This is a genomic window from Amycolatopsis sp. EV170708-02-1 (genome assembly GCF_022479115.1).
Classification (GTDB): domain Bacteria; phylum Actinomycetota; class Actinomycetes; order Mycobacteriales; family Pseudonocardiaceae; genus Amycolatopsis.
This window is the reverse complement of the sequence record NZ_CP092497.1, coordinates 8,977,350-8,992,539: the sequence shown is the minus strand read 5'-3', so window position 1 is coordinate 8,992,539 and position 15,190 is coordinate 8,977,350. Positions and strand designations below refer to the sequence as shown.

Annotated in this window: 15 protein-coding genes and 1 tRNA gene; 8 read left to right on the top strand and 8 right to left on the bottom strand. The window is 69.1% G+C overall.

Going from position 1 to position 15,190, the window contains the following annotated elements; all coding sequences use genetic code 11:
* Positions 1 to 296 precede the first annotated feature (296 nt).
* Together MJQ72_RS44730 and MJQ72_RS41250 are read left to right on the top strand one after the other, a co-directional pair.
* Positions 297 to 419, top strand: coding sequence for a hypothetical protein (locus MJQ72_RS44730; protein WP_256464093.1), 123 nt, complete (start codon positions 297 to 299; stop codon positions 417 to 419).
* Positions 419 to 1,141: a Crp/Fnr family transcriptional regulator gene (locus tag MJQ72_RS41250; protein ID WP_240596281.1), complete on the top strand. Its 723-nt coding sequence runs from the start codon at positions 419 to 421 to the stop codon at positions 1,139 to 1,141. The genes MJQ72_RS44730 and MJQ72_RS41250 overlap by 1 nt, the downstream gene beginning before the upstream one ends.
* Before the next feature lie 286 nt (positions 1,142 to 1,427).
* Here MJQ72_RS41250 and MJQ72_RS41245 read toward each other — a convergent pair whose 3' ends face one another.
* From MJQ72_RS41245 to MJQ72_RS41220, 6 genes are all read right to left on the bottom strand, one after another.
* Positions 1,428 to 3,194 (bottom strand): glycosyltransferase, encoded by a 1,767-nt coding sequence (locus MJQ72_RS41245; RefSeq protein ID WP_240596280.1) that lies wholly within the window; start codon positions 3,192 to 3,194, stop codon positions 1,428 to 1,430.
* Positions 3,191 to 3,730 carry a hypothetical protein gene (locus MJQ72_RS41240; RefSeq protein WP_240596279.1) on the bottom strand — a complete coding sequence of 180 codons (540 nt, stop codon included), beginning with the start codon at positions 3,728 to 3,730 and terminating at the stop codon, positions 3,191 to 3,193. The genes MJQ72_RS41245 and MJQ72_RS41240 overlap by 4 nt, the downstream gene beginning before the upstream one ends.
* Entirely contained in the window at positions 3,723 to 5,624 is a 1,902-nt protein-coding gene (locus MJQ72_RS41235) for a glycosyltransferase family 4 protein (protein ID WP_240596278.1), read from the bottom strand. The genes MJQ72_RS41240 and MJQ72_RS41235 overlap by 8 nt, the downstream gene beginning before the upstream one ends.
* Positions 5,621 to 6,964 (bottom strand): methyltransferase, encoded by a 1,344-nt coding sequence (locus MJQ72_RS41230; protein ID WP_240596277.1) that lies wholly within the window; start codon positions 6,962 to 6,964, stop codon positions 5,621 to 5,623. Before MJQ72_RS41230 ends, MJQ72_RS41235 begins: the two co-directional genes overlap by 4 nt.
* 3 nt (positions 6,965 to 6,967) lie before the next feature.
* A complete protein-coding gene (gene fliL / locus MJQ72_RS41225; RefSeq protein WP_240596276.1) occupies positions 6,968 to 8,299 on the bottom strand; it encodes a flagellar basal body-associated protein FliL in 1,332 nt (443 codons plus the stop codon).
* A 144-nt stretch (positions 8,300 to 8,443) separates the two neighbouring features.
* Positions 8,444 to 9,559: a hypothetical protein gene (locus MJQ72_RS41220; RefSeq protein ID WP_240596275.1), complete on the bottom strand. Its 1,116-nt coding sequence runs from the start codon at positions 9,557 to 9,559 to the stop codon at positions 8,444 to 8,446.
* 228 nt (positions 9,560 to 9,787) lie between these two features.
* Here MJQ72_RS41220 and MJQ72_RS41215 point away from each other — a divergent pair, with 228 nt between their 5' ends.
* From MJQ72_RS41215 to MJQ72_RS41190, 6 genes are all read left to right on the top strand, one after another.
* Positions 9,788 to 10,294 carry a hypothetical protein gene (locus tag MJQ72_RS41215; protein ID WP_240596274.1) on the top strand — a complete coding sequence of 169 codons (507 nt, stop codon included), beginning with the start codon at positions 9,788 to 9,790 and terminating at the stop codon, positions 10,292 to 10,294.
* Between the two features lie 75 nt (positions 10,295 to 10,369).
* Positions 10,370 to 10,978, top strand: coding sequence for a hypothetical protein (locus MJQ72_RS41210; protein ID WP_007030508.1), 609 nt, complete (start codon positions 10,370 to 10,372; stop codon positions 10,976 to 10,978).
* Positions 10,979 to 11,165: 187 nt separating this feature from the next.
* Positions 11,166 to 11,714 (top strand): DUF2716 domain-containing protein, encoded by a 549-nt coding sequence (locus MJQ72_RS41205; RefSeq protein ID WP_240596273.1) that lies wholly within the window; start codon positions 11,166 to 11,168, stop codon positions 11,712 to 11,714.
* Positions 11,715 to 11,724: 10 nt separating this feature from the next.
* Entirely contained in the window at positions 11,725 to 12,126 is a 402-nt protein-coding gene (locus MJQ72_RS41200) for an immunity 7 family protein (protein WP_240596272.1), read from the top strand.
* A 73-nt stretch (positions 12,127 to 12,199) separates the two neighbouring features.
* Positions 12,200 to 12,649 (top strand): Imm10 family immunity protein, encoded by a 450-nt coding sequence (locus MJQ72_RS41195; protein WP_240596271.1) that lies wholly within the window; start codon positions 12,200 to 12,202, stop codon positions 12,647 to 12,649.
* Positions 12,650 to 12,697: 48 nt separating this feature from the next.
* Positions 12,698 to 12,991, top strand: coding sequence for a YiaA/YiaB family inner membrane protein (locus tag MJQ72_RS41190; protein ID WP_037333714.1), 294 nt, complete (start codon positions 12,698 to 12,700; stop codon positions 12,989 to 12,991).
* On the opposite strand, the gene MJQ72_RS41185 is transcribed toward MJQ72_RS41190, so the two are convergent.
* Entirely contained in the window at positions 12,988 to 14,733 is a 1,746-nt protein-coding gene (locus tag MJQ72_RS41185) for a hypothetical protein (RefSeq protein WP_240596270.1), read from the bottom strand. The two genes, MJQ72_RS41190 and MJQ72_RS41185, sit on opposite strands and share 4 nt — an antisense overlap.
* Before the next feature lie 282 nt (positions 14,734 to 15,015).
* Positions 15,016 to 15,088 (bottom strand) — tRNA-Gly (locus MJQ72_RS41180).
* Positions 15,089 to 15,190 lie beyond the last annotated feature (102 nt).

The window sequence follows — 15,190 nt, the reverse complement described above, 5'->3', positions numbered from 1 at the left end:
ACAGGGGTACGGCTAATCCTGATTTCCTCGTGAGTCCAGAAGTATCGCGCGGGATTTCGCCCCGGTGATCGTGCACGGTGCGTGATCTTTTCGCCGGACGCCGAACGGAACAACGGTCACTTTCCGTCGCGAAATCGCTCCCTGGACGGGTTCTGCTCGCTCGGTGTTGCTTTGTCGCAATGGCTCTGAGCATTAGTCTCCGGCTGAACGGCAAGGCGGATTTCACCTACCGGACGTGATTCTCACCCGGCCGGGCAAGAAATCGATTCACCTTTTTCTCTCACTGGGAGTCACTATTGACGGCAAAGACACCTGACCCGCTTCTGGTGGTCACCGCGGGCGTCCTTCTCGCCGCGATCCTCACCCGGTCGCTGCCGGCCAAGAAGGTCATCGGGCCGGTCGCGGCGGTGGTCGGCTGATGAGCGGGGACTTCCTGGCCGCGGTCACCGAACGGCAGCGCCGCCGGCTGCTCGACCTCGGCAAACACGTCGATCACGCGGCGGGCACGACACTGCTCCACCAGGGCGACCCGGCGCCCCCGGTGCTGATCCCGCGGTCCGGCTTCGTGAAGGCGCTGCGCGCGGCGCAAGGCGGCTCGCCGCCGATGATCGTGGACCTGCTCGGTGCCGGTGACGTGCTCGGCGTCGAAGACTGCCTGGCCGGACGGCCGAGCCATCTCTCCTACATCGCCACGAAACCGGTCCGCGTGCTGGAGATCCCGCGGAACGCCTTTCACGGCCTTCTCGACGACGATCACGAGGTGATGGCCCTGATCACCGCGGACCTGGCCGTCCGGCTGCGCCTGCGGAACGTCGCGCTGGGGTTCGCGACCGCCAAGGTCCGGAGCAGGCTGACCGCGTTCCTGACCAGGATGCAGGCGCTCTACGGGGTTCCCGGTGAAGGCGGTGTCGTGATCGACGTGGGGCTGAACCACGCGGACATCGCCTCGGCGATCGGTGCCTCGCCCGCGTCGGTCAACGCCGAGATGGCGAAACTGAAGAACGAGGGGTATCTGAGCACCGGCTACAAGACGATCCACTTGAAGAAGCGTTTGCGTGAGGACGGGCCGCCGCTCACCCCGGTCCCGTCCGCGCGACGGCGGATCCCGCAGCTGCGGATACCGCGGATCGCGATGGGGTGAACGGGGCTTCCCTCGAGTGCTCCGCGAGGAAAGCCCCGTTCATCTCCTTCATGCGCCGCGGGGTGCGCAAGATCGGGTCAACTGCGCCTCAGCTGAAGCGCGAGCCGTATGACGAACACGACGGCCAGCGCGGCGACCAGGGCTATTTCCCAGGCCATGGCTGCTCCTTCTCGGCCGGCATCCGAACTCGTCAGATGCTCTGCCCATAAGGCGCGTCACCGGGGGAGGACGTTCACCGACACGGCCCAACTCACACTTTCGGACCAACGCCACGCCCACTACCTGGCTACAGAGCGCCGACGGCCGCCCACACCCGATGCGGATCGAGGTCCATCGGCCGCGAGTCCGGATCCGGACGCAGCCGCCGCAGCAGCACCTGCTGCACCAGCGTCGTCGGCCGGGCCGCCGCGGCCACCCGCCGCCAGAACAGGTGATCCTCCAGGCCTTCGAACAGCACCTCGGTGTTCCACCCGCCGAACTCGTCGACCAGCGACCGCCGCACCAGATAGCCGCTGCCGAGATACGGCAGCGTCCGCAGGCGCCGCTCCTCCGGCGGCAGAGCACCGACCAGGCCGTCCACCGGGTCCGCGACCGGGCAGTGCACGACGTCGGCACCCTCCGAAACGGCCAGCAGCCGCTCCAGCAGGAATTCCGAAGCCCGCATCCCGCCGTCGAGCACCAGCAGCCACGACGCCGTCGAACGCTCCAACAGCGAGTTCCGGGTGAGCCCGCGGCCGAGCGGGGTGTCGTGGAGCAGGACGTCGTACGGGCGTGGGCGCGGCCACGGGTGCACGCCGTCCTCGCCGACCAGCACCTTCCGCGGGGTCACGCTGCCCGTGAGCAGGTCGTTCGCGAGATCGTCCGGGTCGACCTCGCCGGTCCGGCGCACGATCAGCACGTCGACGTCGGCGGTGCCCGCCGTCGAAGCCGCGGCCGGCTCCCAGCTACGCGTGGCGACCCGCCGGGCCCCCGCCGTGCGCTGCGCGATCCGTGCCGACAACGCCGTCCCGCGTGCCGAAGCCGGTCCGGCGGCGGACCGGTCGCCCGCGAACCGCGCGTCGAACGACGGGGTGTCGATCGCCAGCGCGTCCTCCGGGTTCCGCAGGCTCGTCGCCAGCGCCCGCGCCGGGGCGATGTCCGCGGCGGGCGCCGAGCCCAGCGAGGACGCCAGCTCGATCAGCCGCCGCGCGGACGCCGTCATGTCCAGCGACTTCACGAAACCGTAGGCGGCCGAACGCAGATGCCGTTCCCGTTCCGGCTCGTCGGCGAGCGCGGCGACGACCGAGCCCAGCGCCTCCGGCCGCGCGAGGACCAGGTGCTCGCCGGGGACCAGCGGTTCGACGTCCACGGACGTCTCGCTGACCACCACGCAGCCGTTGGTCATCGCTTCGAGCGTGCGCACCCACTCCAGGGTCTGCTTCCGCTCGCGGTGCAGGTTCAGCAGGAACCGCGACCGCGCGAGGTGCTCGAACTTCGCCTTGCCGGGCAGGAAGTCGACGCGGGCGGCGGTCATCGGCTCGTGCGGCGGGGTCAGCAGCCGCGTCCGCAGGCCGGCGAGGTCCCGCGCGTACGAGCCGAGCAGCACCGAACGACGCCGTTCGGCCGTGCCGAGATAGGTGACGTCGAGGTCGCGCGGGCTGTCGAGGTCTCCGCCCCACAGATCCCACAGCGGGCTGTAGCCGAGCTGGAAATGCTCGACGCCGATCCCGCGCCGCCGCAGCTCGGCGGTCGAATCGGTGTTGATGTCGACGGCGCCGCCCAGGATGGACAGCAGTTCGGCGTTGCGTTCGAAGGTCGCCGTTCCGGGGTGCTCGACGCAGAACCCGATGGTGCGGCGGCACTGCGCGGCGGTCGGGAAGTCGGCGTCCGGGATGGTCACGAAGTACTCGTGGGGGACGACGACGTACACGGTGTCGCTGTCGGCCTCGGGGTACGTGCCGATCGCGGTCCTGGCCTTGCCACCGGCGGTGCGCACGGCGTCGGCGACCACCTCCAGGAGCTCCTCCATGAAGGCGGAACCGCCCTCGGCGGAGACGAAGCAGAGTTCGGTCACGGCCGGTCCATCTTCTTCCGCACGACGCGCAGCGGAGCGGTGACCCGCCAGCTGACGGTGCGGCGCGTGGCGTCGAGTTCCCTGGCCATCTCGGCGGCGAGCCGTTCGGCGTTGAGCAGCCGCTGCCGGTCGGCCGACGGTTCGCCGCCGGGCAGGATGTCCGCGTCGACGACACCCGCCGACACCACGAGCTCGGCGTCGAGCAGCGCGAGCCGCAGCTTGTCCCGCTCCTCGCGGCAGGTCTTCAGCTCCGCGCGCAGCGAGTCACGCTGCTGGTGGGCGAGCAGGACCTCGGCCTCCAGCGCCTGAAGGCGCGCCTTCGCGACGTCGAGCTCTTCCTGCTGCGAGGCCAGCTTCTGGTTCAACGCGGCGGACTCGCCTTCGTCCGGCGCGGCGGCGGTGGCCTCGCGCAGTTCGTGCTCGGTTTCGGCCAGCTTCGCCTTCAGCCGGTCCTGCTCGGCGGTGAAAACCTGCCGCTCGGCCCGGAGCCGGGTCAGCTCGGCCTGGACACGGCCGGGAATGTCGGTGTCAGACATGAACGCCCCCACTCAGTTCGGTCAGGATTTCGGAGTACTCGCGCGCGTAGCCCGCCGGGTCGAGCCACGGCAGCAGCTTCTCGTACGCGGCCTTGGCCATCTCGCGGCGGCGCGTGGCCGACGTGCCCAGCGCGCGCAGCAGCGCCGCCGTCAGCGCGTCGACGTCGTTGGTCTCGAACAGCCAGCCCGTCTCGCCGTCGACGATCATCTCCCGCGCGCCGAACACGTCGGTCGCCGCGACCGGGACGCCACAGCAGACGGCTTCGAGGATCGAGCGCGGCAGCGACTCGATGTCGGAGCTGTTCACGAAGATGTCCGCGGCCTGCAGCCAGCGCAGCGGATCCGGCTGGATCGGCACCAGGCTGACCGACTTCTCCAGCCCCGCGCGCTTGACCGATTCCTCCATCGCGAGCCCGTACGGCGACGGGTGCAGGCCGACGATGGACAGCTTCGCCTCGGGGTGGATCTTGTGGATCCGCTCCATCGCCGAGATCAGCGGGGCCTGCCCCTTGCGGGATTCCGCGATGCCGATGTTGACCAGCACGATGTCGTCCGGCGAGTAGCCGAGCATGTTGCGCGCCTGGTGCCGGGTCTCCGACCGCGTCCGGCCGCCGAACTTGTGCATGGGCGTGCCGTAGCGGACCGTCCGGCAGCGTTCCGGCTTGCTGTACGGCAGGAACATCTCACGTGTCGCGTCCGCGACGAACAGCAGCTTGTCGACCTCGGCGAGGGTGCTTTCCCAGCGCTGCCAGACCGCGGCGGGCGGTTTCACCGGGCCCCAGTTCTGGTAGGCGAACGCGGGCAGCGAGAAGCTTTCGTGGATGACCCACGCCGTCGGCATCCCGGCACGCTTCGCCGCGTCGGCGCCGACGAAGCCGCCGAGAGTGTTGACGAGTGCGACGCCCGCTCCGGAGCACTTCGCGAAGCGCGCCAGCTCGGCGACATGTCCTTCATATGCGGGCACCGTCTGGTTCCGGTAATGCGTGGTGACGTGCACGGGGATGCCGAGTTCGTGGCAGTCCGCGCGCAGCGGGCCGTCGGTCTCACTGACCAGGCTGACCTGCCACCCGTGGTCGGTCACCATCCGGCTCAGCAGTTCCTGCAGCCACAGCTGCCCGCCGCCGACGCCGAGGCTGTGCGTGAACACCAGCACGTGCTTCGGGTCGGTCGGGATGTTCACCCGTGCCATCGCGCGGGCGGTGTCGCCCGCCAGTTCATCGGCGAGTTCGGCGTCGTCCAGGTCCGCGACGGGGTTGCGAAGCGTGAAGGTGCGCTTCGCCGACACGACCTCGCCGACGCCTTCGGTGCGGTACCGGACGCGAAGCGACAGCGTCCGCTCTTCGCCGTACGGGAGGTCGATGGGCACCCAGGCCTCGAAGCCGCTCACGGCGGCGTCGTCGAAGCCGGGGAACTCCTTGGGCACGTCCTTGCGCGGCAGCCGGGTGCGCGCGCTGACCGTGCCGCCGCCCTCGACCATGACCTCGATCAGGTTGGGTGCCCGCCCCTGCAGCAGCGCCCATCCCGTCACGTAGACGACGTGACCTTCGGTGACCTTGCCCTGCTTCGGTGCTTCGAGTTCACCCAGCCACAGCGGTTCTTCACCCGGCAGCGTTCCGACGTGGACGGTCGCCTGGTTCAGCACCTGCTCGTCCGGACCGGTGACGACGACGTCCTGAACGCCCGCGGGCACGAAGGTGGCCGGGACGGCACGCCAGCCGAAGGTGCCTTCGGGCGCGCCCGGGCACGGCTCGGGATACAGGTTCGCCTCGACGTCCGCGATGGTCACGGACATCTCGCCGATCCGGCTGATCCCGGTCGTCCAGCCCCGGAGCTCGAACAGGTGCCCGACCGGCCGGTCCGGGGTGAGAACGCCGGCGGTATGCAGGCTCGTCATCGCTTCGCTACCTCGTCTTCGTTCGCCGCCACACCGGCGCCGACCTTCGTTGAACGGTACTCGTGGACAGTTCGCGCCAGGCGCTTTCGCCAAATCCCGGCGATCGCCGCGCGTACCTCGTCCGTGCCGTGCGCGGTGCCGCACGAGCCGATCGTGGAGAAGGCCACCTCTCGCTCCAGCGCACCGTCCACAAAGGAGGGATGGAGACCGATCAGCACGCCGAGCCAGCCCGCCAGATCGCGCATCGAGCCGTCACCCGCCGCCGCGGACCAGCCCGCGTCGGTGAGCTTGTCGGCGAGCACCAGCACCCCGCGCTCGATCACTTCGGGCACCCCGGCACCCTCGTGCCGCCACTCGAGGTCGATCGGGCGCAGCACCGCACCGTCGACGAGGACGTTGTGCGGCACCAGATCCCACAGCGCCTCGACCCCGCGCGCGGCCTCCGCACGGACGAGATCCCGCCAGCCGGTGAGCAGCTCCGCGACCCGCTCCGGCTCGTCGAGCAGGACTTCGACCATCGTCGGGGCGTCGTACACCTTGTCCGTGCACGGTCCGACCGAGATCCCGGCCACCGGCGGCGACGGCACCAGCGGCACGCGGCGGACTTCGGCACCCTCCCCGGTGCGCACGACGTCGGCGCGCGTACACGCGAACGCGGCGCGCTCGGCGGTGTTGAAGTAGGTCGCGAGCCGGAACGCGGGCCAGAGCGCGGCGGCGCCGGGGCCGCAGAGCAGGGCGAGCCCGTTCGCGGGACCACCGGTGATCGCCGCGGCCAGCCGCGGCAGTTCGCTGTCGATCCGCTCGCTCCGTACCGCGCGGGCGACCTCGTGCCCAGGAGAACAGAGCAGCTCACGCTGGACTTCGAGGCCGGCCGCCGCGAGCGTCCCGGTTACTGCGCGAGAAGACGTCAGAACCACGACGGCGCCCATCGGCGACAACCGCTCGCGAACCGACTCCAGCGAACCCCGCGTCGCGTACGGCTGCTGGATCACGACGAGGTCGTAGCCGTCGGACGGCGGCCGGTCATGCACCGAGACCGTGCCGAGGTCACGGGTGCGGGCCCGCACCGCGGCGGCACGGACCGGGTCGGCCTCGACGGCGTGCACCGTCGCCGAGACCTCGCCCAAATACCTGGTCAGGCCACCGAAACCGGCGCCGACCTCCAGGACCTTCGCCGCCTTCGGCAGCACGAGCGCCCGGAGGACGTTCGCGGCGCCGTGGTCGAGCGGGACGCGCTCGGCGGCGTCCCAGCCGGCGAAGTGCAGCTCGTCGGACAGCGAACCGGTGTCCTCGGCCAGGGAGAGCAGGGTGGTGAGCAGCCGTGCCGTCTCCGCGGGCATGGATCAGCTGGTGACGGAGTAGTTTTCCAGCGTCTTCTTCACCGCACGCTGGTACGTGCCGCTCAACGCCTTCTCGCCCTCTTCCCCGCCGAGCGGGTTCTGCAGGATGTCGACGCGCACGATGTTGTTGCCGCTGATCCACGTGCCCCGGTAGGTGCCCTTGTCGCCGTCGATCTTCTTCTGGAAGTTCAGCTTCGGCGGCATGCCCGGCAGCGGCTCGGTGATCTGCACGAACCCGTTGCTCGTCTGGTACTGGCGCAGCTGCTTGACCAGGTCACCGGCGGCGCCGGGGCTGGTCAGCGGGATGACGGTGACCGAGATCTTCGCCGGCTGCGGGCCGGTCTCGTCCGGCTGCTTCTGCGAGCCGCGGTACGCGACCTGCTTCACGCCGGCGGCGATGACCAGATCAGCCTCGCCCTTCTCCAGCCCGGCGATCTCGGCGAGCTGGGCCGCGGGGATCGCGCCGCTCTTCGCGTCCTCTTCACCGGACTGCTCCGGGATCTTCTCGAAGAGCAGCTCTTCGGGCGTCTTCGGCTTGGTCGACGACGGCGGGGCGGGCTGCGCCTGGGACGACTGCGGCGCGGCCGTCGGGTCCGGCGGGGTGTCGCCGCCGCCCTTGAACGCGAAGTAGCCACCGACGCCCAGACCGGCGAGCACCAGGACGGCGACGATCGCGATGATCGCGATCTTGCCGCCCTTGCCCTTGGGCTTGTCCTCGAACAGCTCGGGGCCCTGCTTGACCCATTCCGTGCTGCCGACCGGCGAGATCGGCGGGAAGTCCGAGCCACCCCACGGCGGGCTGGCGTCGTTGTCGGTCCAGCCCTGCTGCTGCGGCTGTTGCTGCTGATAGCCCTGGTGCTGCTGCGCGAAGCCGCCCGCGGGCGAGGCCTGGCCCTGCTGGGGGAAGCCACCGGCCGGGGACGCCTGGCCCTGCTGCGGGAAACCGCCCGGCGGCGACGCCACCGGCGGCACGACCTGGGTGCGGTTCGGATCCGCCTGCTGCTGTTGCTGCCAGTTCGGGACGACCTGCGTGCGCTCGCCCTCACCGCCCTGCGGCTGGTTCACCGGCGCGATGATCTGCGTCGAGTCGGCGCTGGGCTGGCCGGGCTGCTGCTGCGGCGCCTGCTGCTGTTGCGGAGCGGGCGGCGGCTGCTGCTGCTGGAAAGGCTGCTGCGGCTGCTGACCGGGCTGCTGGACCGGTTGCTGGGCGGGGTCGCCATACGCGACCGCCGAGGACAGCACCTGGTCACGGCGGAGCCGGTAATCGTCCGCGGAGAGCCGTCCAGATGCGAGCTCTTCGTCCAGATTGCGCAGCTCTTCCTGCCAGGACACCACCGGCCCCCTTATCCGAATTTCCGGCGGGAGGAATGCTCCCGGCCGTCGCGATACCACCACTGCGGTGACCTCGCACATTCTGCACTGCCCGGAGTCGATGCGCCCTCGCGGGTCGAATCGTGATCTCCCCGCGACCTGCGCTTCTCAGCTCGCCGGCAGAACGGTGTCCAACGAGGTCAGCGTCTGCTCCAGACGGGTGTCGAGCGCCTGCGGGTCGCCGCCGAGCGGCTGCGAGACCCAAGTCGTGACCGCCATCGTCCCGGAGACGTAGCCGATCCCGCTGAGCTGGCCGTTCTTGTTCGCGCCGACGAGGGCGAGCCGGTCGCCGACGCGCTGCTCGCGCAGCCCGGCGTTGATCGAGTTCTCCCGGAAGTACTTGACGATCGCGGCCGCGTCCTTCGCGTCGTTCGCCGGGATCACCAGGACGAGGTAACTGTTCGTACCCTCGTTCGAACCCTTGTAGGTGACAGACGCGACATTCTTCGACGCGAGGTAGTCGCCCGCGGCCTTCGAGTAGAAGTTGAGCTCGACGCCCTTCGCGACCGACATCGTCGAGTTGTCCTTCGACGGTGTCCCCGGCAGCGCGGGCAGCCGGTCTTCCAACGGCGTCTGGGCACTGTCGGGCTTGCCCGACGGCGTGAGATCGCCCGGCGGCTGGGCCACGCTCGGCTGCTCGGCGACATTCGAGGGCTGCGACGAGCCCAGCCACAACGTCCCGCCGATGATCAATGCCAGCACGACCAGCACGCCCGCGCCGATGAACAGCCAGGTCGGCTTGCGTTTGCCGACGGTCGCGTAGTCCTCCGCGGGCGCGTAGTGGCGCGGGCCGGGCTCGGGGGCCAGCGGCGGAAGCGGCCGGTTCGGCTCGGGCGCCGGCGGCCTGCTCTTGACCGGCGGCGGCTCGGCGCGCAGATAGACCGTCGGATTGATGTCGGCGGGCGAAGGCGCGGTGGTCTTGTGGTCCGCGATCTGCGGGATGGCGGCCTTCTGCTCGACCGGCGGCGTGTGCACCGGCTGGGTCTGTTGGTATGGCTGGGGCTGCGGGACCGTGACCGTGGGCGGCTCGACGGGGCGCGCGGCGGGATTGGTGCTGTGCCACGTCCCGCCGGGGCGCCGCAGCGGCGAGGGCACCGGCGACGGCATCGTCCCGCCGGAGGCCTCCGCCAGTAGCTCGTCGCGCTTCCGGCGGTGCTCGGCGTGCCCGATACGACCCGCGGCCAGCTCGACGTCCAGCAGTCGAAGCTCGTCTTGCCAGCTCATTCAGCCCCCTGCCGCCGGGTGTGGGCAGCCAGTGTTGCATGCACCCTTATGGGTGGTTGATGTGGTCTTTCCTCATTCTTGCGTCCACTCACGACCTGGTCCAGCACTGATCTGGCGCGAGGTGAAGGCGCCTTTCCTCGCATGTCACGCGGTAAAAGCGCCCTTCACCGCGTGAGACGAGGTGAAAGTCCCCTTCAGCGGTACGGTGGCGGGCGTGGGAAGTGCCGGGTGACGGAAATCGACGCGTGTCGCGGCGCGTTGCGCGAGCTGGCCATCGGCAGGCTCGCCGGACGTGACGTCCGCACCTCCCACCTGGTCGAGGCCGGTCTGGACGCGATCGTCGCGGGGCTGGACACGCCGTCCCTCCCGTTGCTCGCCGGGCTCGAATCCACAGCCGAAGAAGCCGTCGACAAGGCTTTCGGCCAGGTCGTCGACGAGCTCGGGCTCGAACTGCCCGCCGATCCGACGGCCGCCCGCTGGCTGCTGATCCACGGCTGGCTCACCGCGATGGTCCAAGGGAGGCTCTCGCCCGCGGCCGGCGGTGCCCTGGTCAGCGAGGTCGGCGAGCTGCTCGGGTCGCCCCAGGCGTTGCGCGGGATCGCGCGCTGGTCGGCGATGCTCGAGCACTGGATCCCGACCGACCTCACCCCGAGGGACGTCTGCGAGGTGCCGATCCTCGAGGAGTCGGCGGAGCTGCTGGAAGGACCTTGGCCGCCTTCCCCGCGTCACCCGTAAAGCCCCGTTTTCTGTCGTACATGTGTTCTAAAATGGTCGTTGTACAGCAGGAACAGCGGCGAAAGGCAGACACGGATGGCCTACATCACCCTGCCCACGTTCGTGGGGTACAGCACGAGCTCGGGTCCCTCGCGTTCCTCGTTCGTCCGGCGGTGGCGCCGTCAGTACGAGGACCCGGCCCGGGGCGGGTTCAACTTCTACCTCCGCGCCGCGAACGCGATCCGTGCCGGACGGATCTCCGGGCGGGATCGCGAGGTACTGCGGGCGCTGGTCGAGAACGCGGACGAGCGCACGCGGCCGCACTACACCGAGATCGCCAACGGCTGGCTGCGCTACGTCGGGCGGCGCGACCTGCGGCTGGCCGAGGTCGGCCGGTCGCGATGGCGGCTCGGCTCGCTCGAAGTGGGTATCAATCCGCATCTCGGCCTGCGCAAGGGCGATGGCCCCGTCTACGTGACCTGGCTCTATTTCAAGGAGGAGCCGTTGAGCCGGGACGCGGCGCAGATGGTGCTGTGGCTGCTCGAGCAGACCATGGACGAGTTGCGGCCGGGCGGGCGCCCGCTGGTCGTCGACGTCCGGCGGTCGAAGGAGTTCGCGTTGTCGCCGCGTGATCGCGACAAGGTGCGGCCGTGGGTGCGGAGTGAGGCTTCGGCCTTCATGAGCCTTTGGGAGGCGGCCGCATGATCGATCGACGGCGAGCCCGCGTTCGGTGGGCTCGCCGTTCACGCACCGTCATTCTCACGGTTCGGGCGGCGGCGCAAGACACCTGATCAGGTGACAGTTTCGCGGAGAATGCCCACGAGCTGGACAACTTGGGCCCTGAACACGAAGCTTTCCCAGTCTTAATCGGCCGAACCACCGAGGGTCGCTCGTGAACAACGCTTGGGAAGCCATCTCCAGGGTCGCAGATGAGCCCGCCTGGTACTGGGTCTACGACAAGCTCGCGTTCTGGCCGAGCACCTACGCGCACGCCTGGCCGGGTTTCCGCGAGCCCGCCCCGTCCGTCGCGTGGGATCTCGCGCCCGGCGGCCTCGACCGCGCGTCCGCCGAATTCCGCGTCGGCCCGTACGCCGTCGAGCAGAACGACGTCGCCCGCGTCGCCCTCTCGGCGCTGAAGGACTGCGTCGCCGAGGACGAGTGGGTCTGGGTGCTGCACTGGCAGCATCAGTCGTACCGCTTCTACCCGCATCGGCACGCCGCGCTCGACCCGTGGCCGGTCCCGGTGTTCCCGCGCACCGACTACCACATGTTCCTGGCGAACGACTTCCGCTTCGGCACGCTCGGGCACCCGTGGGAACGGACGCTGTGCGTCTACGGCGAGAAGCTCGTGCCCGCCTTCGAAAAGCACGGCGAACAGGTTTTCAAGAACGCGCTGCGGCGTAACGGGGCACCGGCCGCCATGGTGGGCGGACCTGCCTAAACTCAGGCGGGTGTTCGAATACCACGGGTGGGTGACCATCCAAGCGAGCCCTTCCGGTGACGACGACGCCGCGCTGCTGGAGCGCATCGTCGAGCGGGTGCACCGTGCCGTCCGCGACTTCGGCGACGGCGACCTGCTCGACCTCCGCTGGACGGCTGGGGTGCCGGTGCTGCACCTGGGCGGCATGGACAAACACGGCACGGCGATCGCGCCCGAGCTGGTGGACCTCTTCACCCGCGTCGGCGACCTCGCGCCCGGCTCGTACGGCCTCCTGCACGTCTGGGACGACCAGGATCCCGAGCACGACAACGAGTTCAAGGTGTACCGGATGGCCCGCGGCCTGGTCACCGAACGCGGCGACGAGCACCTGTCCCCGGTCGCGCCGACCGTGATGGACGGCTACGAGATCTGAGCGAGGGCCGTCGTGGTGTTTGCCCGCTGCGACGCAGTTCGCCAAGCAGGGCAGGAAGACGGAATCATTGACAATGAAATTGACCGCTGCTGAGGTCGGGTTCTTCGAGGACTACGAGGACGAAGAGACCCTTGAAGTAGGCGTTGCCGGGGTGGACGAGTCCGGTGCCCCGAGATCGTTCTCATTTCAGCGATCCACGTATGAACCGGATGAGCAGGAAATCCGGGCGGGGATGGATTCCTACAACGTTTCGACTGAGCGAGGTTTGACCGTATACGGCTGCCTGCGCAGTGTGCGACTCTCCGAAATGGTGCTCACGCTGGAATTCTCCGCTGAGGATGCGGAGATTCTTGAGATCTCGGCGCCCGTCGAAGTGAACCTGAGTGAAGCGCAGGTGGATGCGGAAAATCTGACTCGGAAGCTCCGTGAGGTTCTGGACTGGGGCTCTCTTGAGAAGCGGCCGGATTTGATCGGCCTGGACGTCCAGGATCCGCCTCGCCGTCTGAATCGCAATCGTTCTTGAGTAGCAGTACTCAAGACACCGGGGGCCGCCGGCGCGACCGTGGTACGCATGACGAAAACCTCCGCAGCGCCGCCCACCACCGTCGCGTTCTTCGTCCAGGCCGCCCTCTCGTTCGGCCTGGCGCTGCTCGCGGTCGTCATCGGCATTTGGTACCTGCCGGTCGACGGCTGGGTCCGCGGCTTCCTCGCCCTCGGCATGCTCTTCCTGACCACTTCGGCGTTCACGCTCGCCAAGTGCATCCGTGACCGGCAGGACGAGAACACCGTCGTCAGCAGAGTCGACCAGGCCCGCGTCGACAAGCTCCTGTCGGAGCACGACCCCTTCAAAACGCCCGCGCTCTAGCCTTTTCCGGCGTCCTTCATCGTGGTGATGCGGTGATAGATGCCGTCGCGGTAAGCGAGCACGACCGCGTCCTTGACCTCGGGGGCCGCGACGGCCTGCCAGCCGGAGCGGCCGGTGCCCTTCAGGAACTGTGAGATGTCGTCGCGGGGGAGGCCGACCGTGCCGCCGCCCACGACCTTGCCCGCGCCGTCCGTGATCAGGATGCATTGGGCCTGCTGTCCGCCGATGAGCGCCCAGCCGTCGATCTGCGTGTCGCCGGTGACGGTCACGGCGTCCACGGCGCCCGCGGTGTCCTTGGGGCCGTAGCCGGGGCCCTTGAGTTCGACGGCCTTGGCGAGGTCGACGGTCGTTCCGAGTTCCGGCCCGCCCGCGCCGCAGCCCAGGGTGAAATCGGGAGTGAACGGGTAGATGCCCATCGCCCGTTCCTGCTCGAGCAGATCGGGGTAGGCGTACATCTTGCTCATCACCGTTTTGGCCTCGACGTGCATCGCCACCGCGAGGACGGGCTGATACGCGTACCGCCAGCGGGTCGCGCCGGCGGAGGTGTTCCCGATCGCGTAGACGCAGAGCGCCATCACCAGCGCCAGCGGGATCGCCTTGAGGCGCAGTGCCCGGGGGCCGCGGGTCACGAGCAGTACGAGTACCGCGCAGACGCCGAGGAGTCCGATGCCGACGTAGCGGGACGACATGCCCTCGGTGGCGTTGTAGCCGCCTCGGCTGACGCCGATCATCGCGCCGTTCAGTGTCACTTGGGCGGCGAGCCCGAACCAGCCGGCGACGGCGGCGACCGGGGCCGGGCCGTCGGCCGTGTCGGTGAAGTTCTCGGTCTTGGCAGCGAGCCGCTGCTTCACGGCTGTCGCGGCGAGGACACCGAAGAGGCCGACGGTCAGCGCGCCCGCGAGGAACGCGAGATCCGGGGATTTGGTGGCCCAGGACTGGCCGATGGTGCTGGTCATCGCGCCGAGGTAGGTGTCGGCGCCGACGACGTTCGGCTTCTCGTAGCTCGGCGGCCACGGCGCGACGCGCCACAGGATGAAGACGACCAGCCCGAGTCCGAGCGGCAGCGCGGTCTTGACGCGGCTTTCGCCGCGGAGCCAGAGGACGAGCGCGAGGACGATCCACACCGGGAACGCCACGCCGTGGCCGAGGCTGCCCATGAAGGCGAAAAGGAAGGCCGGGACGAGCTTGCCGTGGTGTGCGAAGGCGATCGCGATGACGGCGGGGGCGAGTCCGAGGAGCCACTGGACGCCCATCATGCCGTCGCCGAAGTATTCGACCGTGCCCGCGGAAAAGACCAGTCCGGAGAGTCCGGCGACGACGCCGGCGCGGCGCAGGCCGGTGAGGGTGCGGGGCAGCATGCTCCACAAGGCGGCGAACATTCCTGCCGCGAGGACGACGCTGAGGAAGCCGAGCGGCGGCTGGGTTCCGGCGAACAGTTTCGCGTCGAGCCAGAAGACGAGGCCGACCAGCACGATCGGGTGCTCGTGGTAGAGGTGGAACAGCTGGGGGACGTCGAGTTCGCCGTTCTTGTCGGCGACCAGGCCGAGGACGACCCAGAAGTCCGCGTGGTTGATCTTCGGCGCCCGGACGACCTCGCTGATCGAGAGCAGGATCGGTACGGCGGTCAATGCCCAAAGGGCCCAGAAGGGGACCTTTTCGCGCAGAGTTCGTTTCGCGGGTGTGCCGGGCTCGGGCGTCTTCCGCTCGGCTTCCATGGTCGCGACGGTGCCGCTCTCGCTCATCAATGTTTCCCCACCTAGAAGATCCGGTCCACAAAGTACCGAACGCCCAGGTGGCGGGCTCTGTCAGCGCGTCGACATATGCACAAATCCGAATTACTACGGTCGTGTGACTCCGCTCACCGAACCTGTAGCACTTAGTAACCGAAAAGACCAACGCGCCCCAGAACCGACTCGCCAACGGGAGTCACAAGGAACGCGGGGTTCTGGGGGCTCGGGCCCCCGGGAATTATGGTGAGCAAGCCATGGTCCAGGCGTTCCCTGGACACACTGCGCCCACTTGCGAGCGGATGACGGGATTCGAACCCGCGACCCTCACCTTGGCAAGGTGATGCGCTACCAGCTGCGCTACATCCGCATGTCTTGCTCTGCTCCGGCACTCGTTTGAAGCAGTGGAACAACCATACACCGACCGTCTGTAGCGGTTTCGACCCACCCCTACAGGTGCTTCGGTGTCACA

Coding starts and splice junctions, on each gene's coding strand:
- MJQ72_RS41250 (WP_240596281.1), top strand. CDS start 419: ATGAGCGGGGACTTCCTGGCCGCGGTCACCGAACGGCAGCGCCGCCGG.
- MJQ72_RS41240 (WP_240596279.1), bottom strand. CDS start 3,730: ATGTCTGACACCGACATTCCCGGCCGTGTCCAGGCCGAGCTGACCCGG.
- MJQ72_RS41235 (WP_240596278.1), bottom strand. CDS start 5,624: ATGACGAGCCTGCATACCGCCGGCGTTCTCACCCCGGACCGGCCGGTC.
- MJQ72_RS41230 (WP_240596277.1), bottom strand. CDS start 6,964: ATGCCCGCGGAGACGGCACGGCTGCTCACCACCCTGCTCTCCCTGGCC.
- MJQ72_RS41220 (WP_240596275.1), bottom strand. CDS start 9,559: ATGAGCTGGCAAGACGAGCTTCGACTGCTGGACGTCGAGCTGGCCGCG.
- MJQ72_RS41210 (WP_007030508.1), top strand. CDS start 10,370: ATGGCCTACATCACCCTGCCCACGTTCGTGGGGTACAGCACGAGCTCG.
- MJQ72_RS41195 (WP_240596271.1), top strand. CDS start 12,200: ATGAAATTGACCGCTGCTGAGGTCGGGTTCTTCGAGGACTACGAGGAC.
- MJQ72_RS41190 (WP_037333714.1), top strand. CDS start 12,698: ATGACGAAAACCTCCGCAGCGCCGCCCACCACCGTCGCGTTCTTCGTC.
- MJQ72_RS41185 (WP_240596270.1), bottom strand. CDS start 14,733: ATGAGCGAGAGCGGCACCGTCGCGACCATGGAAGCCGAGCGGAAGACG.